This window comes from Microvirga lupini (assembly GCF_014191055.1).
Taxonomy (GTDB): Bacteria; Pseudomonadota; Alphaproteobacteria; order Rhizobiales; family Beijerinckiaceae; genus Microvirga; species Microvirga lupini_A.
In genome coordinates this window covers 1,063,922-1,087,359 of the sequence record NZ_JACHWB010000001.1, presented here as the reverse complement: position 1 = coordinate 1,087,359, position 23,438 = coordinate 1,063,922, and the positions used below count along the sequence as shown (strand labels likewise).

Sequence of the window (23,438 nt, the reverse complement as noted above, 5' to 3'; positions counted from 1 at the left end):
GCATAAATTCAACGATGCAAATTGCCGCCTGGGGATGCCTGCACTCAGGGAGAGTGCCGCATCCGCTTCAATGGTAACTGTCTCCCACTCTCATTCTCTCCTAAGTCGGACATCTTAGGATCCTCCATCAGGCACTTACGAGGTGCTGATACTGACCGGAGAGATCCTATGAAAAAGCTTCTTATCGCTGCTTCGACCCTGGCTTTTGTGGCGGCAGCTCCGCTGGCCGCGCAGGCGGCGACATCCAGCCCATCGGCGACGCAGCCTCCGCACGCCAAGCATGCCACCGTCCGGCATCATACGGCGAAGAAGGAACACCGCATGAACGAGGCCAAGAGGAACGTTTCATGCCCTGCCGGATCGACGAACCCGGCCTGCCATCCTTCATCGACCGGTGCCATCAAGTAGCAGCCTCCAAAAGCAGGTTCGCTTCAAGACCGAGCCTGTACTTGTGTTCTGAAATCCGCATCGTGCGAGAAGCCGGCATGGTCTTGTCGCACGATGCTTCAAGTTTTTGGCTTAACACATCTTACTACGCAAAACCGGTGCCCACTTTTCCGCGCGATGCTCTAGTGCGCGGCCGCTTCCAGCAGGCGCGCGGCGGCCGCGCGGGCTTCCTCGGTGATCGTCGCGCCGGCGAGCATGCGGGCGATCTCCTCGCGGCGCGGCGTAGCCTCCAGCGGGATGACCCGGGTGGCGACCCGGTCCTTTTCGTTGCGCACGCCTTCCTTGGCGATGAGGAAGTGGCTCTCGGCCTTGGCGGCCACCTGCGGGGCATGGGTCACGGCCATGACCTGGACCCTGCGGGCCAAGCGAGCGAGGCGTTGGCCGATGGCATCCGCCACCGCACCGCCGACGCCGGTATCGATCTCGTCGAAGACCAGGGTCGGGGCCGAGCCCTTGTCGGCAAGCACCACCTTCAGGGCCAGCATGAAGCGGGAAAGCTCGCCGCCCGAGGCTACCTTCATGAGCGGTCCGGGGCGGGTGCCCGGATTGGTCTGGGCCCAGAACTCGACACGCTCGAAGCCGGCAGGATCGCGGCTTGTCTCGTCGATCTGGATGTCGGTGATGAAGCGAGCCCGCTCCAGCTTGAGGGGCGGCAGCTCGGCCTGGACCGCCGCATCGAGCGACTGCGCCGCCTTCTTCCGGCCAGCGGAGAGCGCCTTGGCAGCCTTCAAATAGGCGTCGTCGCCTTCCTTCAGAGCCTTCTCCAGCGCGCCGAGCTGCTCCTCACCTGCATCGATGGCCGCGACATCCCCCTCGAAGCGCTGACGCAGGGCAGCCAGTTCGTCGGCAGGAACGTCGTATTTGCGGGCTGCGGCGCGCAAGGCGAAAAGACGCTCCTCGGTCTGCTCCAGCTCACGCGGGTCATATTCGGTGGCGCGGATCGCCTCCTCGAGAGCCGCCCTCGCCTCGTCGATGGCGACAAGCGCGGCATCGAGCGCCTTTACGCTGGGCTCGACGAGAGTCGGCGCCTGGGCACCGCGCCGTTCCAGCTTGCGCACGGCCGCCGAGAGTTCGTTGACCGGAGACGTGTTGCCGGCGACGACTTCATAGGCTTCGTTCAGGTCCTGGGCCACTTTCTCCGACTGCATCATGACCACGCGGCGCTCTGCGAGCGCCTCCTCCTCCCCCGCCTGAGGGTTGAGGGTCGTCAGCTCTTCGACCGCATGACGCAGGAAATCGGCCTCCTTGCGGGCCTTGTCGATGCGGCTGCGATGCTCATGCAGGGCATGCCGAGCCTCACGAACACGTCGTGATGCCTCATTCACGGCCTGAACTTCAGCCGACAAGCCGCCAAAGGCGTCGAGGATCGTCCGGTGGGTCGCAGGATCGACCAGAGCGCGGTCGTCGTGCTGACCGTGGATCTCGACCAGGGTCGCTCCGATGGCCTTGAGCACCTGGACGCTGACCGGCTGGTCGTTGACGAAGGCGCGGGTGCGCCCGTCGGCCACCTGGACGCGACGCAGGATCAGATCGCCGTCAATGTCGATATCCGCATCAGCCGCGATGCGGCGGGCCGGATGATCCATGGGGCAGTCGAAGACGGCCGTCACCTGGCCTTGGTTCTCGCCATGGCGCACGAGGCTTCCGTCGCCGCGGCCGCCGAGGGCCAAGGCGAAAGCATCGAGCAGGATCGACTTGCCCGCGCCTGTCTCACCCGTGAGGACGCTCAGGCCCTCATGGAAATGAAGCTCAAGCCTGTCGATGAGGACGATATCGCGAATCGCCAGCTGGATGAGCATGGATGGTGAGGCTTAGCCCGTCCGCTGACCAACCTGGGGAACGCCGCGGAAGGCCTTGCTGATCCAGGACTGGGAGTCCTCTCGCGGCTCGACGCCGCCCTTGGTCAGCAGAGCGTGGGCGTCCTTGTACCAGGGAGAATCGGGGAAGTTGTGGCCGAGAACGGCGGCGGCGGTCTGCGCCTCGTTGACGATGCCCATGGCCATGTAGGCCTCGGTGAGGCGCTGGAGAGCCTCTTCCACGTGACGGGTCGTCTGGTAGCGCGAAACCACATGGCGGAAGCGGTTGATGGCGCCCGCGTAATTACGCTTCTGGAGATAGAAGCGGCCAACCTCCAGCTCCTTGGCGGCAAGCTGGTCGCTGGCCACCTGGATCTTCTTCTTGGCGTCGGCCACGTATTCGGAGGTGGGATAGCGCTGGACCAGTTCCTGCAGGGCCAGGATGGCGCGCTCGGACTTCTCCTGGTCGCGGGTGATGTCCGGGATCTGATCGTAATAGGACGAGGCCATCAGATACTGGGCATAGGCCGCATCCGTGGTGTTGGGATAGCTCTGGAGGTAGCGCCGAGAGGCCGTGATGGCCTCGTCATAGAAGCCGCCCTCGTAATTGGCGTAGGCCTCCATGATCAGGCCTTTGCGGGCCCAGTCGGTATAGGGATACTGCTTGTCGAGGCTGCTGAACTTGGTGACCGCGCCGTCGAAATCGCCCTTCTGCACCCGGGCGAGACCGTCGTTGTAAATCTCCTCGGCGGGCAGGTTGGATACGATCTCGGGCTTGTAGCTCGTGTCCTTTTCGAACGGGTTCAGCGACGAGAGAGTATCGCAACCCGCGAGACCCAAGCCGCAGACGCCAAGGATCAGGGCGCGGGCGGCCGCGCCTTTCATACCCGAATAAGCCTTCGCGAATGACATGCTTCGCGGTCCTCCAAAAACCGTGCCCGATGTTTCAACGGTGCATCAAGGGTTCTTTATCCCAAGCATATGGGAAGAGCCAAGCCCATAGCACAGGGTTTACCCAATAGGAATTAAGAAAGCCTGCACGAAATCATGCGGCCAATGGGCGCCTTGATGCTCCAGCATCGGACCCGAAAGTGGATTTGCCCTTTTGGGATCAATCCGATGCTTTTTCCCTGGGTGAGAACATCGTGAGGACCCGGAGGGCCACACGAGCTCTGATGGCATCGAAGCAGTGCTTTGAAGAAAGAATTCAGTGCACTTCGGGAGCGAAAACCGAAGCGACCGCATTGCCGATCTCGGCATAACCCGTCTCGCGGCGCGGCGCGGCGTCCACGATGGCGTAGTTGGAGCGGCTCGAGAACAGGGCCTCCAGCACCGAGAAGTTCATGCGGTGACCGCCGCAATAGGAGCGATAGGTGCCGAGCAGCGGCAGGCCGGCGAGCGACAGGTCGCCGATGGCGTCGAGGAGCTTGTGCCGGACGAACTCGTCGGCATAGCGCAGACCCTCGGGGTTCATGATGCCGTCGTCGCCAATGGCCACGGTGTTCTCGAGGGAGGCGCCGAGCGCGAAACCGGCGCTCCAGAGCTTCTCCACGTCACGCATGAAGCCGAAGGTGCGGGCGCGGGAGATCTCGCGGCGGAACACGGAGGGAGACAGGTCGACGACCTTGCGCTGGCGGCCGATCACCGGGGTCGGGAAATCGATCTCCACGTCGAGGCGGAAGGCGCGCTCGTTCGGGAGGAGCTCTGCGAAGGCCCGGCCCTGCGTGACGCGGACGGGCTTGAGAACCTTGATGTAGCGGCGGGTAACGCCCTGAACCGTGATGCCCACCTGATCGATGGCATCGATGTACGGCGCCGAGCTGCCGTCGAGAATCGGCACTTCCGGCCCGTCGATCTCGACAAGAACGTTGTCGATGCCGAGGCCGGAAAGAGCCGCCATGAGGTGTTCGATGGTGGCGACCGCGCCCGTATCGCGGTCGCCGATGACCGTGCACAGCTCGGTGGCGGTCACCGCCAGATGCCGAGCATCGATCAGTCGGTCCAGGCCGCCCGGAAGACCGGTGCGGAGAAAGGCAATGCCATGGTTCGCTTCAGCCGGATGAAGGATCATCTTCACTTCATCCCCGGAATGAACTCCGGTTCCGATGAGGGTCACGGCGGCGCGAAGCGTGGTTTGCTGGCTTTGCTTCATTATTCCTAGACCTCAACTACCCTTGTCGCCTGACAGAGCCTGTTTCGCCGGAGGAAGATGCATTGGCTGCGTTGTGCTTCCCGCGGCAGGCTTCTTGTGAGCGGTGCCCCTTTTTTGATGTGAGGCACCTTAGTCCCGCTGTCAGGCTAGGCCAAATCACGCTTTCTTACCGTGTGTTACAAAGGGGATAAGCCGCAACCCATTGAAGTTAATGGTTTTTTAACGAAGAAGGCCCCCAGCCGGTAATGGGCTGGGGGCCTTCTGTAACATTCGTGACAGCGCTGTCAGGCTCGCTTAGTTGGCCTGACGGCGGAGGAAGGCGGGAATCTCCAGCTGGTCATCCTCCGAAGCAGCCCGGGGAGCCGGGGCCGGCTGGCCCTGCGGCGGCCGCTGCGCCTGGGGCGGCATGGGCCGGCGGGCGTATTCGGCATGAACCGAGGACATGGGCTGGCGCGGGGCCTCCTGGCGGGGCTCGATGTGGGCCTGCTGCGGCTCCTCGCGGCGACCGAAGCCGATGGTCGCGAGACGCTGGATCAGGGACGGCTTGTGCTCGTGAACCGGCTCCTCGCCACGGCTGGCGCGCAGAGCAACCTGTCCGGGCATGGGCAGTTCGTCGATGCGCGGCATCCGGGCCGGACGCATGGCGCGCTCGGCCTGCGGCGGGATGAAGGTGCCCTGCTCCACCGGCTCCTCGTAGACTGGTGCCTGCGGGGCGGGAGCCTCATAGGCAACCGCCTGACGCGGCTGGGCCGGGGTGAGAACCACGTCGTCGCGCACGATCGGCTGCGGAGCGGGCTCCACGGGCTGGGCCGCAGCCACAGGAGCCGCAACCGGGGCCGGAGCCAGAACGGGCGAGCCCTGGGTCAGGATCGGAGCCGCCTTCACCGGTTCGGGCTGGGCGGCGGAGCGAAAGGTCGGCGTGGCCTGGGTGGCGCGGGCGCGGGCCTCGGCCCGCAGGCGCTCGGCGACCTCGGAGATGCGCTGTTCGGTGGCCGTCAGATCGCCGCCGTTCTCCAGGATCGCATGGTCGATGCCGGTCGCCACGACGGAGACGCGGATGATGCCTTCCAGGCTCTCGTCGAAGGTGGCGCCGAGAATGATGTTGGCATCCTGATCCACTTCCTCGCGGATGCGGGTGGCCGCCTCGTCGAGTTCGTAGAGGGTAAGATCGTTGCCGCCGGTGATGGAGATCAACAGGCCGCGGGCACCCTTCATCGACACGTCGTCGAGGAGCGGGTTGGCAATCGCCGCTTCAGCGGCGCGGATGGCGCGCTTCTCGCCGGAAGCTTCGCCCGTGCCCATCATCGCCTTGCCCATGCCGCGCATGACGGAGCGCACGTCGGCGAAGTCGAGGTTGATGAGGCCTTCCTTCACCATCAGGTCGGTGATGCAGGCAACGCCCGAATAGAGCACCTGGTCGGCCATCGCGAAGGCGTCCGCGAAGGTCGTCTTCTCGGTGGCAACCCGGAACAGGTTCTGGTTCGGGATCACGATGAGCGTGTCGACCGCCTGCTGCAGCTCGTTGATGCCGGCTTCCGCCAGCTTCATGCGGCGCACGCCCTCGAACTGGAACGGCTTCGTCACGACGCCAACGGTCAGTATACCGAGCTCGCGCGCCGCGCGGGCCACGACCGGGGCCGCGCCTGTGCCCGTGCCGCCGCCCATGCCGGCGGTGATGAACACCATGTGAGAGCCTGCGAGCTGATCGCGGATCTCGTCGATGACCTCTTCCGCCGCCGCGCGGCCGACTTCCGGCTGCGAGCCGGCGCCGAGGCCTTCGGTGACCTGGATGCCCATCTGGACTACACGCTGGGCCTTCGAGGAGGCGAGTGCCTGCGCGTCGGTGTTCGACACCACGAACTCGACGCCCTCCAGACCGGATTCAATCATGTTGTTCACGGCATTTCCGCCGGCACCGCCGACGCCGAAAACCGTGATATGCGGCCTGAGTTCCCGGATATCCGGAGCTTGCTGATTGATAGCCATGACCTGTGCCTCTTCTGGCCTTATAGTGATGAGCGTTTGGCTGACGCTGACCTGTGTTTACTTGAACTCTGCACGATGGCCCGCCGCGCCAACGCGTTACTCGTCTTAGAAACTCTCGCGAATCCAACGGCCCATTCGCGAGAAGTAGCCGTCGGTTCCCGTACTCTGAAACAAGCCGCTGGACCGCGGCTCGAAATACTCGATATGCGCCACCTGCGGATAAACCAGGAGGCCGACCACCGCCGAAAAGGCAGGGCCTTTCGCCGCCTCGGGCAGGCCCTTGATGCCGAGCGGACGCCCGACACGAACCTGGCCCTGCAAGATGCGGCGCGCCGTTTCCGGCAGCCCGACGAGCTGGCTTGCGCCGCCCGTCAGCACGACCCGCCGTCCGGCCTGGGCCGCAAAGCCCGCGCCTTTCAACCGGTCGCGCACGAGTTCGAGAACCTCCTCGACCCGCGGCTTGATGATGCGAACGAGGTGCGACTTCGGCAGATGATTCGGAACGTCCCGTTCGTCCTCATCGACCTGCGGCACCGCGATCATGTCCCGGTCATCCGCGCTCGAAGCGATGGCGGAGCCGTAGAAGGTCTTGAGTCGTTCGGCGGCGGACACGCGGGTCGTGAGACCGCGCGCGATGTCCATGGTCACGTGGTGACCGCCGACCGCGATGGCATCGCTGTGAACCAGATGCCCATTGGAGAAGATTCCCACGCTCGTGGTGCCGCCGCCCATGTCGACGACCGCGCAGCCCATGTCGGCCTCGTCGTCGACAAGCGCGGAGAGACCCGCTGCATAAGGCGTGGCGATGACAGCTTCAACACCCAGATGGCAGCGTTCGACGGCCAGCATGAGATTGCGTGCAGCTGCAGCCTCGGAGGTCACCACATGCAGATCCGCGCCGAGGCGCTCGCCGATCATGCCGGCAGGATCGACGATATGGTTCTGCGCATCGAGTGAGAAGCCGGTGGGCAGCGCATGCAGCACCGTGCGGCCGCGGCGCAGATCGTAGCTTGATGCCGCGTCAAGCACGCGGTGCACATCGCCTTCGCTCACCGCACCGCGCACGGGAACATGCGCTTCAAAATGCTCGGACGCGAGACGCCCGCCGGTGAGATTCACGATCACCGACTGGATCTCGACCTTCGCCATCCGCTCCGCCGCATGAACCGCCTGCCGGATCGCGGCCTCGGCCGCCTCCAGATCGACGACAACGCCGCCTTTCAGGCCCATGGAGCGTTGATGGCCGATGCCGAGGATGCGCGCCACATGGGTGCGGCTGCGCAGCGACTCGACCTCGTCGGCCGGCTTCAGTTCCGCCACGACGCAGACGACCTTGCTCGTTCCCACGTCGAGCACCGAGAGAATGGCGCTCTTGCGTGCGGAGAGCGGCCTCAGGCGAGGCGTCAAACCGTGACCCGAGAGACTCATGTATCGACCCCCTTGCCGCGCATTGGTTTTTTCTTGAGTGCCTCGGCGCGGGCCAAGGCGGCCTCTTCCGTCAAGCGGACGACGACGCGATCAGCCATCCGCAGATCGATCGCCAGCACGTCCTTTTCCAGAATCTTCTGCTCGTGTTCGAGCTTCACGAGACGGGCCAGCGCGTCGGCGGCTCCGATCTCCGGCAGGCGCACGTCCATGCCGTTGTCCATCTTCAGCGTCCAGCGCCGCCCGGCCACGAGCGTGCCGGCGCGGATGCGCTGTTTCAGCGGCCCTGCCGCCTCGACGAGCGCGAGATAGTCTTTGCTGCGGCTGTTGGCGCCCTCGCCTACCACGAAAGGCAGACCAAGATAGCGCTCGTCCTGCATGAGGTCGATCACCGTGCCGTCGGCAGCGATGACGAAGAGTTCGCCGTTGTGCTGCCAGATGGCATGGGCTTCGCGCTCGGTGAGCGTGATGACGAGTTCGTTGGGATAGAGCTTGCGCACGGTCGCCGACTTGACCATGGGCACACGCTCGAGGCGCTCGCGCAGGTCGTTCACGTCGAGGAAGGCGAGCGACAGCTTGCCGTTGATGCCGGTTGCCGCGAGAACCTCGTTTTCGCTCATCTGCGAGATGCCGGAGATCGTCACCTGCTCGAGGCCGAGGCCCACGGTCCGCGCCAGGGCATGATGCGGCTCGCCATGCTGGCGGATGAAATCGTCGATATGACCACCCTGCCACAGGCCATAGCCGACGACCGCCGAGAAGAAGGCCAGCGTCAGGCCGGTTCCGAGAAAACGCGGGAGGCGCTGCTCAAGCGGAACGCCAGAGGAGCGCCGGCGCACGCTGCTGGAGGCGCCGAACAGCTTCTTGATTCGGGAGGGCTGCTTGAACGAGGAGGCGGGCCTCCGGCCCCCGGAGGCAGCGCGCGCAACGGCGAATCCGGCCGGGTAGGCCGTCATCGGTTGCAGGTAGCGTCCTCCACCATCCATTGCACAAGCTCGCTAAACGTATAGCCCGCATGGGCTGCCAGTTCTGGCACCAAGCTCGTCTCGGTCATGCCGGGTTGCGTGTTGACTTCAAGAACGACGAGTTCCCCGGTTCCCCCAGGAGTGTCGTCGTACCGCAAGTCGGCGCGGCTGATTCCCCGACAGCCGAGCGCTTGATGCGCCGTTAACGCCAACTCTTGGACCTTTTGGTAAATATTCGGTTTAATTTCTGCCGGGAGGACGTGAATGGAGCCCCCCTTCACATATTTCGCATCGTAATCGTAGAAGACCCCGGTGGCGGGCCGGATGTCGATGACTCCCAGGGCCTTGTCACCCATCACCGCGCAGGTCAGCTCACGGCCCGCAACATATGATTCCACAAGGACTTGGTCGCCGAAGGCCCAATCCTCGCGCAGCAGTTCCTGGGGCGGATGGGACCGGTCCTCGCGGACGATGATGACCCCGTAGGACGAGCCTTCGCTGATCGGCTTGATGACGTAGGGGGCCGGCAGGACGTGGCTTTTCGCCGCCTCGAAACGGTTAACGACCATCCCCTTCGGAACCGGCACGCCGGCCGCCGCCATGATGATTTTCGCCTTGTCCTTCTGCATGGCGAGCGCCGAGGCGAGGACGCCGGAATGCGTGTAGGGAATTCTTAACAGTTCAAGCAGGCCCTGAATGGTCCCGTCCTCGCCCACCCGTCCATGCAGCGCGTTGAACACCACGTCCGGCGCAACCGCCTGGAGAACGGTCGCGATATCGGATTGAACGTCGATGGGAGTGACCTTGTAGCCCTGATCCTCCAGGGCCTTGCAGCAGGCACGGCCCGACGCCAGGCTGACCTCGCGCTCAGCCGACCAGCCGCCATAAAGGATGGCAACATGCTTCGCCATGGGTGTCTCCCGTCATGCGCCCGGCGACACCGGGTCGGAAAGTGATTCGAATCAGAGCTTGGGAAGCCCGACCCGCTTGATCTCCCATTCGAGCTCCACGCCCGCCATCTCGCGAACGCGGCGGCGAACCTCTTCGCCGAGGCCTTCGATGTCGGCCGCGGAGGCGGAGCCATGGTTGATCAGGAAATTGCAGTGCATCTCGGACACCTGGGCATCGCCCACGCGAAGCCCGCGGCAGCCTGCGGCATCGACCAGTTCCCAGGCTTTCTTACCGGGCGGGTTCTTGAAGGTGGAGCCCCCCGTGCGGGTGTTGACCGGCTGGGTCGAGGACCGCGCCTCGGTGATGGCGTTCATCTCGGCCAGGATTTCATCCGAATTGCCGGGACGACCTTCGAAGAGAGCCTCGGTGAAGATCACGTCATCCGGTACGCCGGAATGGCGATAGGTGAAGCCCATCTGCGCGTTGGTGAAGGTCACGGCCTCGCCGGTGCGCGTGAGGCCCTTGGCCTCGACGAGAACATCCTTGGTCTCGCCGCCATAGGCGCCGCCATTCATGCGCAAGGCTCCGCCGATGGCGCCGGGAATGCCGCGCAGGAAGGACAAGCCCGCGATGCCGGCCTCGGCGGCAGCGCGCGCCACCTTCACGTCGGGAGCGCCGGCGCCGGCGCGCACGCGCAGGTTCGGCTCGATCGACACTTCGGCAAAGCCCTTGCCGAGGCGGATCATGACGCCTTCCCATCCGCCGTCGCGGATGAGCAGGTTCGAGCCGAGTCCCACCACGAGAACCGGCACGCTGCGGTCGAGACGCTGCAGGAAGTACGCAAGATCCTCTGCGTCCGCCGGCGTGAGCAGCACCTGCGCCGGGCCGCCCGTGCGGAACCAGGACAAAGGTGCCGTCGGCGCATTCGCCTCCAGCTTGCCGCGCAGCTCCGGCATGCCGGCCTTCAGGTCAGCGGTGATGTCGGCAAACATCAGGCCGCCTTCTCGCCGAGATGCTCGAGTTCACCCGGCAGCGCATAGGCCCATTGGGTGATGTTGCCGGCCCCGAGGCAGATCACGTAATCGCCCGGCTTCGCGGTTCCCTTGATGAGACCAGCGAGGTCTTCGGACTTCTCCAGCGCCATCACGTTGCGATGGCCGCGGGCCTTGAGGCCCGACACGAGACCGTCGCGATCGGCACCCGGGATCGGCTGCTCGCCCGCGGCATAAACTGGCGCAACGATGACCGCATCGGCATCGTTGAAACAGGTGCAGAACTGGTCGAACAGGGACGACAGGCGCGAATAGCGGTGCGGCTGCACCACGGCGATCACTTGACCGTCCGTCGACGCACGCGCGGCTTTGAGCACCGCAGCGATCTCGATGGGATGATGGCCGTAATCGTCGAATACGGTGATCCCGTTCCACTCGCCCGTGCGGGTGAAGCGGCGCTTCACGCCGCCGAAGCCGGCAAGCGCCTTGCGGATCGCATCCGGCGAGACGCCGAGCTCGTGCGCGACCGCGATGGCGGCGGTGGCGTTGAGCGCATTGTGCGCGCCCGGCATCGGCAGCACGAGATCTTCGAGTTCGAGGCGGAAGCCTGGACGGCGGTCACGAATCATCACGCGGAACTTGGTCTGCCCGCCCCGCGGATCGACATCCATGATGCGCACATCGGCCTGTGGGTTCTCGCCATAGGTAATAATGCGACGGTCCTCGATGCGACCAACGAGGTCCTGCACGGTCGGATGGTCAATGCACATCACGGCAAAGCCGTAGAACGGGATCGAGTTGATGAACGAGTGGAAGGAGTCTTTGATCGCGTCGAATGTGCCGAAATGGTCGAGATGCTCGGCGTCGATGTTGGTCACGATGGCCACATCCGCCGGCAGCTTCAGGAAGGTACCGTCGGACTCGTCCGCCTCCACCACCATCCACTGGCCGTCGCCCATGCGGGCGTTGGTGCCGTAGGCGTTGATGATGCCGCCGTTGATCACCGTCGGGTCGAGGCCGCCTGCATCGAGCAGGGTCGCGACGAGCGAGGTCGTGGTGGTCTTGCCGTGGGTGCCGGCCACCGCCACGCAGGACTTGAAGCGCATGAGCTCGGCCAGCATCTCGGCGCGGCGCACCACGGGCAGGCGCTTCTCGCGGGCGACAACGAGCTCCGGGTTGTCGCGTTTGATAGCGGTAGAAACCACCACGATCTCGGCGTCCTCCACGTTCTCGGCCTTGTGGCCGATGAAGGTCTTGATGCCTTTGTCGGCAAGGCGCTTCACGTTGTAGTTGTCGGCGGCGTCGGAGCCCTGAACCGTGTAGCCCAGATTGTGCATGACCTCGGCGATGCCCGACATGCCGATGCCACCGATGCCGATGAAGTGAATGGGTCCAAGCTTCGGCGGCAGTTTCATGGGCTTATTCCGTTACGATTCGCAGAAATGAGGGTGAGGACGGCCTGAGCCAAGCGCTCGGCCGCATCCGTGATGCTGGCGCTATGTGCGGCGGCGGCGGCTCTGGTCAAGCGGTCAGGCTCTTGAAAAAACGCCTGAATCTCGCCGGCCAGCCGCTCAGAGGTGAAGTCCGATTGCGGACAAACGATGGCGGCGCCCAGATCCCCAAGGGTCTTTGCGTTGGCCGCCTGATCCTGATCGAGCGAACCCGGCAGGGGCACGAGGATCGACGGGCGGCCGATCACGGCAAGTTCTGCCACGGTCGAAGCGCCGGAGCGGGAGACCACGAGATGGGCCTGGGCCAGCCGATGCGGCAGGTCCTTGAAGAAGGGCTCGGCCTCGAATTCTACATTCAGGCGCGTGTAATGGGCGCTCACCCGCTCCAGGTCTTCGCCCCTCGCCTGCTGCGTGACGGCGATGCGGGCGCGAAGCTCTGGCGGCAGCTTCTCGATAGCAGGCGGCACCACGTCGCTCATCACCCGGGCACCCTGGCTTCCGCCGACCACGAGAAGACGGAGCCAGTCCTGCGGGCCAAGCGGGGCATAAGGCTGCTTCGCCGCCTCCAGCACCGCAGGACGGATCGGGTTGCCGGTATGGATCGTCTGCCCCGGCACATTGGCCGGAATGCCCTTGATGTCGGCAAAGCCGGTGGCGATCACGGTGGCGCGGCGGGCGAGCAGGCGGTTGGCCCGTCCCATCACGCCGTTCGCCTCGTGGATCACGGTCGGCACCTTGAGGAGCGAAGCGGCGATGACCGGCGGCACGGTGGGATAGCCGCCGAAGCCCACGACCACCGCCGGCTTCATCCGGCGGATCTCGGAGATGGACTTCAAGGTCCCCTGCCCCAGCATCAGCGCAGCCTTCGCCATCTGCGGGATGGAGCGGCCGGAAGGCGTGGCGGAAGGAATCTCGACGATCTCGTCGGCCGGGAACGAGCCCGCATAGGCGTTGGCACGCTTGTCGGTGGCGAGCGCCACCCTGGCGCCGGAGGCCTTCAGGGCATTGGCGAGGGCTTCGGCCGGAAAAAGATGACCGCCGGTGCCGCCGGCGGTCAGGAGGATGAGCGGAGCGTTCATCCTCACACCCGGTCCTGCCCGAAATGGTCCATCATCTCGGCGCGCGGACGCCGCCGCGTGAGCGCGATGAGAAAGCCCATGCCGAGCGCCAGCGAGAGCAGCGAGGAGCCGCCATAGGAGATGAAGGGCAGCGTCATGCCCTTGGCAGGCATAAGATGCACGTTCACCATCATGTTGATGCAGGCCTGCAGGCCGAACATGAAAATGAGGCCCGTAGCGGCAAGGCGGCAGAAGGTGTCCTCGTTGCGGCGCGCCAGCGTGAGGCCGCGCAGCACGATGAAGGCGAAAACCATGAGCAACGCGATGCACACGATGATGCCGAACTCCTCCGCCGTGACGGCGAAGATAAAGTCGGTATGGGCGTCGGGCAGGATGCGCTTGACCGAGCCCTCGCCCGGGCCGCGCCCGAGCCAGCCGCCGCGGGAGAACGACTCCATCGCCGTGTCGACCTGGAAGGTGTCACCGGAATCCTTGTCGAGGAAGCGCTCGATGCGCGCACGCACGTGCGGCAGGAACTCATAGGCCGCCACGATGCCCACGAGTCCTGCACCGCCGAGGCCCATCACCCAGAACCAGTGCAGGCCGGCGACGAAGAATAGGCCGCACCACACAATGGTGACGAGCATGGTCTGGCCGAAGTCAGGCTGGAGGATGAGCGGAACGATGGTGGCGGGCAGGAGCAGGAAGGCCAGCAGCGTGCCCGGCACGTCCTTGCGCCTTGCGCCTTCCGAGAAGGCCCAGGCGGAGAGCACCACGAAGGCGGGCTTGACGAACTCTGAGGGCTGAAGCCCGAGCGGGCCGATCATGATCCAGCGATGCGCGCCCTTGATTTCGGGGCCGTACTGAAACGCCAGCAGGATCAGTGCCATGCCGAACGCATAAACAATGAGAGCCAGCCGCCGCAGGTGGCGCAGGGATAGGAACGAGACGCTCAGGATGATGCACAAGGCCGGGACGAGGAACATCACCTGCCGGTTCACGAAGTGGAATGTCGACAACCCGAGCCGCTCCGCGACCGGCGGACCACCGGCCATGAGGAAGACGAGTCCTGCCAGCATGAGGATGGCGAGGCCCGCAAGCAGCAGGCGGTCGACCGTCCACCACCAATCGCCGAAAGCCGAGCGTTCCGCGCGTGACACCATTGTCTCAAGCCCCCTTGGCTTCGATTCCGGGTAATGCCCGGACCAGATCGCGGAAGTGGTTTCCGCGCATTTCGTAATTGGGAAATTGGTCGTAGGACGCGCAGGCCGGCGAGAGGAGAACGACGGCAGGGCTCCCCAGCGTCTGCGCATCTTCAGCCGCCTGAGCCACGGCCTTGTCGAGGGTGCCGCAATGAACATGCGGAACATCGTCACCGAGCGTCGTTGCAAACTCGTCCGAAGCCGCGCCAATGAGATAGGCCTTGCGGATCTTCGAGAAATAGGATGTCAGCAGCTCGATGCCGCCTTCCTTCGCCTTGCCGCCGAGGATCCAGAAAATATCGTCGAAGGACTTCAGGGCCTTCTCGGTGGAATCCGCATTGGTGGCCTTCGAGTCGTTGATGAAGAGAGTCGCGCCGATGCGGCCGACCTCCTCCATGCGATGCGGCAGGCCGGGGAAAGTGTGGAGGCCGGAGCGGATCTGCTCCGGAGAAACGTTCAATGCCAGCGCGATAGCGACTGCCGCCGCTGCATTCTGGGCATTGTGCGCACCGCGCAGAGAGCTGATGCCTGACAGATTGGCAATCGGCGCTGCGTCCGACGTGGTCACGCCGACAAGCGTTTCGCCATCCGCAAACACACCCTTCACGCCAAGTGGCTCGACCGAGACGCGAGCCACATTCACGCCCTTTGCTTCGCAGGAATCGGCAATCGCACGGCTCAACGGATCGTCGACACCGATGACGGCAAGACCTGCTTTCGCCACAAGCCGCTCCTTGATCGCCGCATAGAGCTCCATCGTCCCGTGCCGGTCGATGTGATCCGGCGAGAGGTTGAGATGGACGCCGATCGTGGGGCTAAGCGACGGCGCGAGGTCGATTTGGAACGACGAACACTCGATGACGTGGATGCGGTTGTCGGCGGGCAGCCCAAGCGACAGGATCGCCGTGCCGATATTGCCGCCCATCTGCACATCGCGGCCGGCCTCGCGGAGGATATGCGCAATCAGAGCCGTTGTGGTCGACTTGCCGTTCGTGCCGGTGATCGCGACGAAGGGCGCATTCGGGGCGATCTTCGCCCGTTCGCGACAGAACAGCTCGATATCGCCGATGATCTCTACACCGGCCTCACGCGCCAGCTTCGCCGACCAATGCGGTTCGGGATGGGTCAGCGGCACGCCCGGGGAGAGAATGAGCGACGAGAATTGTGACCAGTCGGCGTTACGCAGATCGGCGGTCTCGATGCCCTTCGCGTTGGCCTCCGCCATCTTCGCCGGATTGTCGTCGCAGGCGATCACCCGCGCACCGCCCTCCTTCAAGGCAAGGGCCGTCGCCAGCCCCGAGCCTCCGAGGCCGAAGAGAGCAACCGTTTTGCCTGCGAAGGAGGTGACGGGTGTCATGCGCCTTACCGGAGTTTCAGGGTGGCGAGGCCGGTGAGGGCCAGAATGACGGCGATGATCCAGAAGCGGATCACGACCTGCGGCTCTGTCCAGCCCAGCTGCTCGAAATGGTGGTGAATCGGAGCCATCTTGAAGACGCGCTTGCCGGTGAGCTTGAACGACGTGACCTGGATGATCACGGACATGATCTCCAGCACGAAGAGACCGCCGACGATGGCGAGCACGATCTCATGCTTGGCCGCGACCGCAATGGTGCCGAGCATGCCACCGAGCGCCAGGGAGCCCGTGTCGCCCATGAAGATCTGCGCCGGCGGCGCATTGAACCAGAGGAAGCCGAGGCCTGCGCCGATGAGTGCGCCGCAGAGCACGGCGAGTTCGCCGGTGCCGGGCACGAAATGGATCTGCAGGTAGTTGGAGAACACCGCGTTACCGGCGAGATAGGCGATGAAGCCGAAGGTGCCGGCCGCGATCATCACCGGCACGATGGCAAGCCCGTCGAGGCCGTCGGTGATGTTCACCGCATTGCCGGCTCCGACGATCACGAAACCGGCGAAGACAATGTAGAACCAGCCCAGATTGAAGATGAGGTCCTTCGAGAACGGCAGCGCCAGCTTGTTCGCCAGTCCCGGCGTCGCCATGTACGAGATCGCGATGCAGGCGATGGCGGCGATGAGCGCCTCGATGGCGAGGCGCGAGCGGCCGGAGAAGCCCTTGTGCGACTGCTTCGTCACCTTCAGGTAATCGTCGTAAAAGCCGATGGCGCCGAAGCCCACGGTGACGAACAGCACGACCCACACATAGTGGTTCTCGAGGTTCGCCCAGAGCAGGGTCGAGACGAGCACGCCGGCGAGGATCATCAGGCCGCCCATGGTGGGCGTGCCGCGCTTCGTCAAAAGATGCGATTGCGGCCCGTCCTCGCGGATCGGCTGACCTTTGCCCTGGCGCACGCGCAGAAGCGAGATGATGGCGGGTCCGAACAGGAACACGAACAGCATGCCGGTTGCGGTCGCGCCTCCGGTGCGGAACGTGATGTACCGGAAAATGTTGAGGGGGCTGAAATAGGGGCTGAGCTCAGCCAACCAAGTTAACATCGATCATCCTTTCAGCGCGTGGGCCGTTGGGCTCGCGCCGTAACGTTCTTTCAAAGTTTTGACAACCAGGGCCATCTTCATGCTGAGCGAGCCTTTGACCGTCACCGCGTCCCCGGGACGAACCACCGCGCAGACCGCATCGACCAGATCGGCGGAGGTGTCCGTGTGAGCGGCCACCATGGCTTTCGGCAGAGCATCCACGAGGTTCTGCATCAGGGCGCCGGCGGCGAAAACCAAGTCGATCCCGTTGGATTTGATCGCCTCCGCCAGTTCCGCGTGAAGTCGTGGGCCCGTCTCGCCCAATTCCTTCATGTCACCCAGAACGGCAATCCGCCGCGCACCGCGCCCAAGCTCCACCGCGCCGAGATTGGCCAGCGCTGCGCGCATGGAAGCCGGGTTCGCGTTATAGCTCTCGTCGATCAGCAGGGCCTCGCCATCGCCGATGGTGAGCATGGTGCGCTCGCCGCGTCCAACAGGCGGCTTCAACTCGGCGAAGGAGAGCGCCGCCAGGGCGAGATCCGCACCAAGCGCATGGGAGGCCGCAAGCACGCTCAAGGAATTGAGCGCATGATGACGACCTGCCGTGCCGATCCTGTAGGTCAGGGGCTGGCCGAAGATCGTGGCGTCGACCACGGAGTGGTCAGGCTTTACGATGATGCGATTTGCGCGGATGTCCGCTGCCTCGTGCTCGCCGAAGGTGACGACGCGGCCGGCCGCGGAGGCAAGGGCGTGAGCGCGCATGCGCTCGAAATAGCCATTGTCGCGATTGATGACCGCCGTTCCGCCGGGCTCCAGGCCTGAAAAGATCTCGCCCTTGGCGTCCGCAATGCCCCAGAGCGAGGGGAAGAACTCGATATGAACGGGCTCGACCGTGGTGATCACCGCCACGTGCGGGCGCACCATGCCGGTGAGCGGCAGGATCTCGTGGGCATGGTTCATGCCGATCTCGAACACACCGAACGCGGTCTCGCGCGGCATGCGCGCGAGCGTGAGTGGCACGCCCCAGTGGTTGTTGTAGGAGGCAACCGATGCATGCGTCGCGCCCTGGCGCGAGAGCGCGAGACGCATGGCCTCCTTCGTGCCGGTCTTGCCGACGGAGCCGGTGACCGCGACGATCCTTGCGCCCGTACGCGCCCGGGCCGCGCGGCCCATCTGGCGCATGGCCTCGAGTACGTCGGGCACTACGATCAGCCTGTCGGAGCCCGCAAATTCAGGAGCCTTTTCCTCGGACACGACGGCGGCCGAAGCGCCCTTCTCCAGGGCGGCCTGAACGAAATCGTGGCCGTCATGGACGTCACCCTTGATGGCGAAGTAGAGATCGCCAGGCTCGAGCGTGCGCGTGTCGATGGACGCGCCGGTCCCTTTCGTGAAGCCACTGCCGATGCGGGCACCGGTGGCGGCTTTGATTTCGTCTGATGTCCAAAGGGGCGAATTCATCCCTGCCTCGCTGCAATGGCCGCCCGGACCTCGTCGTGGTCCGAGAACGGCAGGGTCCGGTCGCCGATGATTTGGCCCGTTTCATGGCCTTTGCCGGCCACGACCAGAATATCACCCCGGCGAAGCTCGCCCACGGCGGTGCGAATGGCTTGAGCGCGGTCGCCGATCTCGCGGGCTCCGCGCGCCCCTTTGAGCACCTCGGCCCGGATCGCCGCCGGATCCTCGGAGCGAGGATTATCGTCCGTGACGATGACCACATCGGCCTTGTCCGAGGCAATGCGTCCCATGAGCGGGCGCTTGCCCTGATCCCGATCGCCGCCACAGCCCACGATGCAGAACAGCTTTCCCGTCACGAAGGGGCGCAAGGCATCGAGCACATGGGCAAGCGCGTCGGGCTTGTGGGCATAATCGACGATGCAGATGGCGCCATCCACCTCGCCCACCTGCTCCAGGCGGCCGCGCACGCCTTTCAATCCCTTGAAGCCTTCGAACACCTCGGCCGCCCGAGCCTCGCCCTCAACAGCCAGCACGAGGCCGGCGGCGACGAGCGCGTTTTCGACCTGGAAGGCGCCGAGAAGCGGAAGATGTGTCTGGAAGGTTTTCCCGAAAGCCTCGATGGTCAGGGCCTGGGTGAAGCCCTCTGCGCGCGCTGCGACGAGACGGATGGTCTCGCCCATGCTGCCGGTGGTGATGACGTTCAACCCACGATTGCGCACGCCATGCAGGAACACATCCGCGTAAGGCCCATCCGCATTGATGATCGCGGGCGCATCCTGCGGCAGCAGGGTGTCGAAGAGGCGCAACTTTGCCGCCGCGTACGCTTCCGTCGTGGCATGATAATCGAGATGGTCGCGGCCGAGATTGGTGAAGCCCGCAGCGTTCAGGCGCACCCCGTCGAGGCGGCGCTGGTCGATGCCATGCGAAGAGGCCTCCATGGCAAGACGGGTCACACCATCGTTGGCTAGGCGGTCGAAGCTTTCATGCAGGGAAATCGGATCGGGTGTTGTCAGCGAGCCATAGGCCGCGCCATCCGACGTGATGATGCCGAGCGTGCCGACGCTGGCGGATTTGTAGCCCAGATGCGCGAAGAGCTGGCGGATAAAATCCGCCACCGAGCTCTTGCCGCTCGTGCCCGTGACGGCGACGACCTTCTCGGGTTGCTTGGGGTAGAAGCGCGCGGCCGCAAGAGCCAGTGTGCGGCGCACGTCCTTCACCTGCACATAGGCCACGGCGTCCGGCAATTCGGCCGGGCGCTCCGCCTCACCGACGATGGCGACGGCGCCAGCGGCGGCTGCCTGCGGCACGAAGCTCATGCCGTCCACCTTGGTGCCGGGCACGGCGAAGAATAGGGTGCCAGGCTCCACTTTACGGCTGTCGGAAGCGATTTTCGAGACGGAAAGGGATGCCTGAGCGTCGCCTGCCGCGAGATCGAGAAGATCGCCGAGATTGAGTGACCGTGCGCTCATCGATTGCTGCCCCAGGCGCCGAGGCGCGACATGAGCGGGAAAGGCTGCACCGGCGGCTCGAAGCGCGGTGGAACGCCAAGCAGCGGCGCGATGCGCTCGATGATGTTGCCGGTCACGGGAGCGGCATTCCAGCCTGCCGTCGAGAAACCATAGGTGCCCTCTATCGCCTGCGGCTCGTCCATGATGGTCAGGAATACGTATTTCGGCTTGTCGGACGGCACCACCGCCGTGAAGGTGGTGAAGTTCTTGTTCTTGGCGTAGCGGCCGTTGATCACCTTTTCGGCGGTGCCGGTCTTGCCGCCGACGAAGAAGCCGGCAATCGAGGCGTTTCCGGCGGAGCCTTCCGGCGTCGAGGCATTGAGGCGCATCACATAGCGCATCGCCTCGCTCGTCTCGGGCTTGAGCACCTGCAGGGCGTTCTGGCGTGCCTCTTCCTGCGTGCGCTTCAGGAAGGTCGGCTTGATCATGATGCCGCCGTTCACCAGCGCACCCACGGCCGAGAGCGCCTGGAGCGGCGCGACCGCAAGGCCGTGGCCGAACGCGATGGTCATGGTGTTGAGCTCGCCCCACCGCGGCGGGATGATCGGCAGCGCGTTTTCCGGCAGCTCTGTCTCAAGGCGGGTGAGCTGGCCCATCTTGCGCAGGAAGGCCTTGTGCCCCTCGACGCCGATGCCAAGCGCCATGCGGGCAGTGCCGATGTTCGACGAATGCACGAACACTTCCGGCGTGGTGAGAACGCGCCTGGTCGGATGGTAGTCGCCGATGGTGAAGCGGCCGTAGCGCAGGCCGGAGCGCGCGTCGAAGGTCGAGTTGATGTTGTACTTGCCGGAATCGAGAGCCATCGCGACGGTGAGCGCCTTGAAGGTCGAGCCCATCTCGAACACGCCGACATTGATGCGGTTGATCCGGTCCTTGTCGAGTGCGTCGACCGGGTTGTTGGGATCATAATCCGGCAGCGACACGAGGGCGATGATCTCGCCCGTGTTCACATCCAGAATCGCACCGGCGGTCGCCTTGGCCTTAAACTTCGCCATGCCTTTGGCAAGCTCATCGCGAAGGGCATGCTGCACGCGCAGATCCAGCGAGAGCTGAATGGGCTTCAAGTCGGCCGCAGAGATGTTGAAGCCTGCACCGTTGAGGTCCTGCAGACCCATGCTGTCGATGTATTTCTCGATGCCGGCGATGCCCACATTGTCCACATTGGCGAAGCCGAGCACGTGGGCGGCGGCTTCCGCATTGGGATAGACGCGCTTGTTCTCAGGGAGAAAGCCGATACCGGGAATGCCCAGGCGATGCACCTCCGCCTGCTGACGCGGCGTGATCTCGCGCTTGACCCAGACGAAACCCTTCTTCGTGCCGAGCTTGTTGCGCAGGTCCGTGGCATCGAGATCAGGCAGCACGGCGGTCAGCAGCTCAACCGCCTCGTCCTTGTCGACGATGTTGCGCGGCTCGGCGAAGACCGACACCATCTTCACGTCGGTGGCGAGGATCTCGCCGTTGCGGTCGACGATATCGGGACGCGCGGCGGAGATTTCGGACGAGGCCGCACGGCGCACTTCGCTCGTATTCTCGCTGGTGACGGCCAGATGAACGAGGCGCCCGCCGATCAGACTGAATAGGCCGACGAAGCACACGGCCGCAAGGCCAACGCGCGACGTGCTCTTGTCATGCCGCAGGCGAAACAGCTCGCGGGCGTGCCCGAGCACGCCCCGCTTTTGATAGGTGGGCTGACCCTGCCATTCGGTTTGGGGCTCTTGCGACACGAGGCTCACCGTTTCGGAGTTTGAGTCGTCGGGGTGCGGGCGTCCGAATTCCTGTCCTTCGGGGTCGAAGTCGGCTCCAGCAATCCGAGCGCTTCGAGCTTGCGGCCGATCTCGTCCTCGCGGGACGGCCGGTTCGGCAGGTCGGACAGACGCGCCAGCTGCTGAATCTTCAGCGGCTGCAGATCGAGGTGCTTGTCGGCGGCCTCCTGGAGACGGTCTGGACGGTCGAGATACTGCCACTCGGCCTGGAGCACTGCGATGGCCTCGCGCTCGCGGCTGACCTGCGACTTCAGCTGCGCCACCTGCTCCACATAGTAGAGGGTCTCGTACTTGACCGAATAGGCGTAGCCCGCCGAAGCGATGAGGGCGGAGATCGCGATGATGTGGAGCAGTCGGATCACCGGCGCCCTCCCTTTTTCTCAGCTGTCTGCGGCAGTTCGGCCAGCATGGTGATGGCGCTCAAGGGCTCCTGTGCCGGCGTATCCGTCCGTGCCCCGGCCCGCAGCTTCGCCGAACGAGCCCGCGGATTGCGCGCCATTTCCTGCTCGCTGGGAGCAACGGGACCGCGGGTGATCGCATCGAAGGTGGCCTCAGGGGCGGCCGCCGTTGGTAGATGGCGCGAGCCCGTCGGCGCCCGACCGGTGCGCACCGTGAAGAACTGCTTCACGATCCGATCTTCCAGTGAGTGGAACGTGACGACCACGAGGCGACCGCCGGGCTTGAGGATGCGCTCAGCCGCGTGCAACGCGCGCACCAGCTCCCCGAGCTCGTCGTTGACGGCGATGCGCAGTCCCTGGAACACGCGCGTTGCGGGATGAATGCCGCCGGGTTCCTGCCGGATCAGAGAGGCTACGAGATCAGCCAGCTGCCGCGTGGTCTCGAAAGGCTGGCGGCGCCGCGCTTCGATGACGGCGCGTGCGACGGCGCGGGCACGCCGCTCCTCGCCATAATGATAGAAAATGTCGGCAAGCTCGGCTTCCGACGCCTCGTTGATGAGGTCCGCAGCGCTCGGACCCGACTGCTCCATACGCATGTCAAGCGGGCCTTCGTTGCGGAACGAGAAGCCGCGCTCGGCCTGATCGAGCTGCATGGACGATACGCCGATGTCGAGCACGACGCCGTCGACACCGTCGAACCCTTGGGCACGCGCGATCTCGTCGAGATCGCCGAAGCGTCCCGGCACGAGTATCAGACGTTTCTTGTATTTGGTAACGAGCCCCGCCCCGCCTGCGATCGCATCGGGATCGCGGTCGATGGCGATCACCCTGTTCTGCGGATGGGCATCGAGAATGGCGCGCGTGTAGCCGCCCGCGCCGAACGTGCCGTCGATGAAAACGCCGCCGCGCTTTGCATCGAGCGCCGTGCCAACCTCCGCCAGGAGAACAGGAACGTGACGGGACGGTCCGCCAGCGGCTCCGGCTCCTGGGCCGTCGCCGCGTCCCATCATCGCTCCCGTACTCCTGGTGAGGTGTTCTGCACTAGCCTTGGCTCCACAACCCGGTTGCCTAACGCTTTCTTCAGATCTCGGACCTTCGTGCGCGCCTCCTCCAAGTGCGCACGGAAGCGCTCGGGCTCCCAAATCTGGAACTTGTGACCAAGCCCGACGAACGTCACCGTATCGCCGATCCCGGCATGCACTTTTACCGTGTCCGTCAGGATGACACGCCCCTCCGGATCGACCTTGAGAATCTCGCTGGTTCCGAACAATGCCGTCGACAGCTGATCCCGCTCGTCCGAATAGGGCGACAGCGTCGACAAGAACGCATCGATCTCGTTCAGAAGCACGTTGCCGCCTGCGTCCAGTGCCGGCGCATCGAGCGCCGGATGCACGTAGAGCCCCTCGAATCCATCCCGGGCCAACACGGCCCTGAAGGATGCGGGGATCGAGACGCGACCCTTCGAATCCAACTTGTTGGTGAAATTGGACACGAAGCGGTTCATTGGCCGCAGCTCGCACGC

General features: G+C 64.7%; 20 protein-coding genes. 1 reads left to right on the top strand and 19 read right to left on the bottom strand.

The window, feature by feature from the left end:
- The first annotated feature begins 168 nt into the window (after positions 1 to 168).
- Positions 169 to 408, top strand: coding sequence for a hypothetical protein (locus tag FHR70_RS05410; RefSeq protein WP_183447829.1), 240 nt, complete (start codon positions 169 to 171; stop codon positions 406 to 408).
- A 161-nt stretch (positions 409 to 569) separates the two neighbouring features.
- Here FHR70_RS05410 and recN read toward each other — a convergent pair whose 3' ends face one another.
- The 19 genes from recN to mraZ form a co-directional block, all read right to left on the bottom strand.
- Positions 570 to 2,246, bottom strand: coding sequence for a DNA repair protein RecN (recN, locus tag FHR70_RS05405; protein WP_183447827.1), 1,677 nt, complete (start codon positions 2,244 to 2,246; stop codon positions 570 to 572).
- A 12-nt stretch (positions 2,247 to 2,258) separates the two neighbouring features.
- On the bottom strand, positions 2,259 to 3,155 hold the full coding sequence (locus FHR70_RS05400; RefSeq protein WP_425487840.1) for an outer membrane protein assembly factor BamD: 897 nt from the start codon (positions 3,153 to 3,155) through the stop codon (positions 2,259 to 2,261).
- A 295-nt stretch (positions 3,156 to 3,450) separates the two neighbouring features.
- Complete coding sequence (lpxC, locus tag FHR70_RS05395; protein ID WP_183447825.1) at positions 3,451 to 4,395, bottom strand: UDP-3-O-acyl-N-acetylglucosamine deacetylase; 945 nt, start codon at positions 4,393 to 4,395, stop codon at positions 3,451 to 3,453.
- Between the two features lie 294 nt (positions 4,396 to 4,689).
- Entirely contained in the window at positions 4,690 to 6,381 is a 1,692-nt protein-coding gene (gene ftsZ, locus FHR70_RS05390) for a cell division protein FtsZ (RefSeq protein WP_183447823.1), read from the bottom strand.
- A 105-nt stretch (positions 6,382 to 6,486) separates the two neighbouring features.
- Positions 6,487 to 7,809, bottom strand: a complete 1,323-nt coding sequence (gene ftsA / locus FHR70_RS05385; protein WP_183447821.1) for a cell division protein FtsA — start codon at positions 7,807 to 7,809, stop codon at positions 6,487 to 6,489.
- Positions 7,806 to 8,792, bottom strand: coding sequence for a cell division protein FtsQ/DivIB (locus FHR70_RS05380; protein WP_183447819.1), 987 nt, complete (start codon positions 8,790 to 8,792; stop codon positions 7,806 to 7,808). Before FHR70_RS05380 ends, ftsA begins: the two co-directional genes overlap by 4 nt.
- Complete coding sequence (locus FHR70_RS05375) at positions 8,759 to 9,682, bottom strand: D-alanine--D-alanine ligase (protein ID WP_183447817.1); 924 nt, start codon at positions 9,680 to 9,682, stop codon at positions 8,759 to 8,761. The genes FHR70_RS05380 and FHR70_RS05375 overlap by 34 nt, the downstream gene beginning before the upstream one ends.
- Positions 9,683 to 9,733: 51 nt before the next feature.
- Positions 9,734 to 10,654 (bottom strand): UDP-N-acetylmuramate dehydrogenase, encoded by a 921-nt coding sequence (gene murB / locus FHR70_RS05370; protein ID WP_183447815.1) that lies wholly within the window; start codon positions 10,652 to 10,654, stop codon positions 9,734 to 9,736.
- Positions 10,654 to 12,069 (bottom strand): UDP-N-acetylmuramate--L-alanine ligase, encoded by a 1,416-nt coding sequence (gene murC / locus FHR70_RS05365; protein ID WP_183447813.1) that lies wholly within the window; start codon positions 12,067 to 12,069, stop codon positions 10,654 to 10,656. The genes murB and murC overlap by 1 nt, the downstream gene beginning before the upstream one ends.
- A complete protein-coding gene (murG, locus tag FHR70_RS05360) occupies positions 12,066 to 13,190 on the bottom strand; it encodes an undecaprenyldiphospho-muramoylpentapeptide beta-N-acetylglucosaminyltransferase (RefSeq protein ID WP_183447811.1) in 1,125 nt (374 codons plus the stop codon). Before murG ends, murC begins: the two co-directional genes overlap by 4 nt.
- Complete coding sequence (locus FHR70_RS05355) at positions 13,187 to 14,326, bottom strand: FtsW/RodA/SpoVE family cell cycle protein (protein WP_183447809.1); 1,140 nt, start codon at positions 14,324 to 14,326, stop codon at positions 13,187 to 13,189. The genes murG and FHR70_RS05355 overlap by 4 nt, the downstream gene beginning before the upstream one ends.
- Positions 14,327 to 14,330: 4 nt before the next feature.
- Positions 14,331 to 15,722, bottom strand: coding sequence for a UDP-N-acetylmuramoyl-L-alanine--D-glutamate ligase (gene murD / locus FHR70_RS05350; RefSeq protein WP_183447807.1), 1,392 nt, complete (start codon positions 15,720 to 15,722; stop codon positions 14,331 to 14,333).
- Between the two features lie 5 nt (positions 15,723 to 15,727).
- Positions 15,728 to 16,813 (bottom strand): phospho-N-acetylmuramoyl-pentapeptide-transferase, encoded by a 1,086-nt coding sequence (gene mraY, locus FHR70_RS05345; protein ID WP_183447805.1) that lies wholly within the window; start codon positions 16,811 to 16,813, stop codon positions 15,728 to 15,730.
- A 3-nt stretch (positions 16,814 to 16,816) separates the two neighbouring features.
- Positions 16,817 to 18,250 (bottom strand): UDP-N-acetylmuramoylalanyl-D-glutamyl-2,6-diaminopimelate--D-alanyl-D-alanine ligase, encoded by a 1,434-nt coding sequence (locus tag FHR70_RS05340; RefSeq protein WP_183447803.1) that lies wholly within the window; start codon positions 18,248 to 18,250, stop codon positions 16,817 to 16,819.
- A complete protein-coding gene (locus FHR70_RS05335; protein ID WP_183447801.1) occupies positions 18,247 to 19,716 on the bottom strand; it encodes a UDP-N-acetylmuramoyl-L-alanyl-D-glutamate--2,6-diaminopimelate ligase in 1,470 nt (489 codons plus the stop codon). The genes FHR70_RS05340 and FHR70_RS05335 overlap by 4 nt, the downstream gene beginning before the upstream one ends.
- Positions 19,713 to 21,488, bottom strand: coding sequence for a peptidoglycan D,D-transpeptidase FtsI family protein (locus tag FHR70_RS05330; protein WP_183447799.1), 1,776 nt, complete (start codon positions 21,486 to 21,488; stop codon positions 19,713 to 19,715). The genes FHR70_RS05335 and FHR70_RS05330 overlap by 4 nt, the downstream gene beginning before the upstream one ends.
- Positions 21,485 to 21,880 carry a cell division protein FtsL gene (gene ftsL, locus FHR70_RS05325; protein WP_183447797.1) on the bottom strand — a complete coding sequence of 132 codons (396 nt, stop codon included), beginning with the start codon at positions 21,878 to 21,880 and terminating at the stop codon, positions 21,485 to 21,487. Before ftsL ends, FHR70_RS05330 begins: the two co-directional genes overlap by 4 nt.
- Positions 21,877 to 22,926 (bottom strand): 16S rRNA (cytosine(1402)-N(4))-methyltransferase RsmH, encoded by a 1,050-nt coding sequence (rsmH, locus tag FHR70_RS05320; RefSeq protein ID WP_183447796.1) that lies wholly within the window; start codon positions 22,924 to 22,926, stop codon positions 21,877 to 21,879. The genes ftsL and rsmH overlap by 4 nt, the downstream gene beginning before the upstream one ends.
- The gene (gene mraZ / locus FHR70_RS05315; protein ID WP_183447794.1) at positions 22,923 to 23,420 is read right to left on the bottom strand and encodes a division/cell wall cluster transcriptional repressor MraZ; all 498 of its coding nucleotides are present in this window, start codon (positions 23,418 to 23,420) and stop codon (positions 22,923 to 22,925) included. The genes rsmH and mraZ overlap by 4 nt, the downstream gene beginning before the upstream one ends.
- Positions 23,421 to 23,438: the final 18 nt, after the last annotated feature.

What these genes read in the sequence shown, in the direction of transcription:
- FHR70_RS05400 (WP_425487840.1), bottom strand. Translation starts at nt 3,155, where the DNA reads ATGTCATTCGCGAAGGCTTATTCGGGTATGAAAGGCGCGGCCGCCCGC.
- FHR70_RS05340 (WP_183447803.1), bottom strand. Translation starts at nt 18,250, where the DNA reads ATGAATTCGCCCCTTTGGACATCAGACGAAATCAAAGCCGCCACCGGT.
- FHR70_RS05375 (WP_183447817.1), bottom strand. Translation starts at nt 9,682, where the DNA reads ATGGCGAAGCATGTTGCCATCCTTTATGGCGGCTGGTCGGCTGAGCGC.
- FHR70_RS05410 (WP_183447829.1), top strand. Translation starts at nt 169, where the DNA reads ATGAAAAAGCTTCTTATCGCTGCTTCGACCCTGGCTTTTGTGGCGGCA.
- lpxC (WP_183447825.1), bottom strand. Translation starts at nt 4,395, where the DNA reads ATGAAGCAAAGCCAGCAAACCACGCTTCGCGCCGCCGTGACCCTCATC.
- mraZ (WP_183447794.1), bottom strand. Translation starts at nt 23,420, where the DNA reads ATGAACCGCTTCGTGTCCAATTTCACCAACAAGTTGGATTCGAAGGGT.
- FHR70_RS05335 (WP_183447801.1), bottom strand. Translation starts at nt 19,716, where the DNA reads ATGAGCGCACGGTCACTCAATCTCGGCGATCTTCTCGATCTCGCGGCA.
- murC (WP_183447813.1), bottom strand. Translation starts at nt 12,069, where the DNA reads ATGAAACTGCCGCCGAAGCTTGGACCCATTCACTTCATCGGCATCGGT.
- recN (WP_183447827.1), bottom strand. Translation starts at nt 2,246, where the DNA reads ATGCTCATCCAGCTGGCGATTCGCGATATCGTCCTCATCGACAGGCTT.
- ftsZ (WP_183447823.1), bottom strand. Translation starts at nt 6,381, where the DNA reads ATGGCTATCAATCAGCAAGCTCCGGATATCCGGGAACTCAGGCCGCAT.
- ftsA (WP_183447821.1), bottom strand. Translation starts at nt 7,809, where the DNA reads ATGAGTCTCTCGGGTCACGGTTTGACGCCTCGCCTGAGGCCGCTCTCC.
- FHR70_RS05380 (WP_183447819.1), bottom strand. Translation starts at nt 8,792, where the DNA reads ATGGATGGTGGAGGACGCTACCTGCAACCGATGACGGCCTACCCGGCC.
- murD (WP_183447807.1), bottom strand. Translation starts at nt 15,722, where the DNA reads ATGACACCCGTCACCTCCTTCGCAGGCAAAACGGTTGCTCTCTTCGGC.
- rsmH (WP_183447796.1), bottom strand. Translation starts at nt 22,926, where the DNA reads ATGATGGGACGCGGCGACGGCCCAGGAGCCGGAGCCGCTGGCGGACCG.
- murB (WP_183447815.1), bottom strand. Translation starts at nt 10,654, where the DNA reads ATGTTTGCCGACATCACCGCTGACCTGAAGGCCGGCATGCCGGAGCTG.
- FHR70_RS05355 (WP_183447809.1), bottom strand. Translation starts at nt 14,326, where the DNA reads ATGGTGTCACGCGCGGAACGCTCGGCTTTCGGCGATTGGTGGTGGACG.
- mraY (WP_183447805.1), bottom strand. Translation starts at nt 16,813, where the DNA reads ATGTTAACTTGGTTGGCTGAGCTCAGCCCCTATTTCAGCCCCCTCAAC.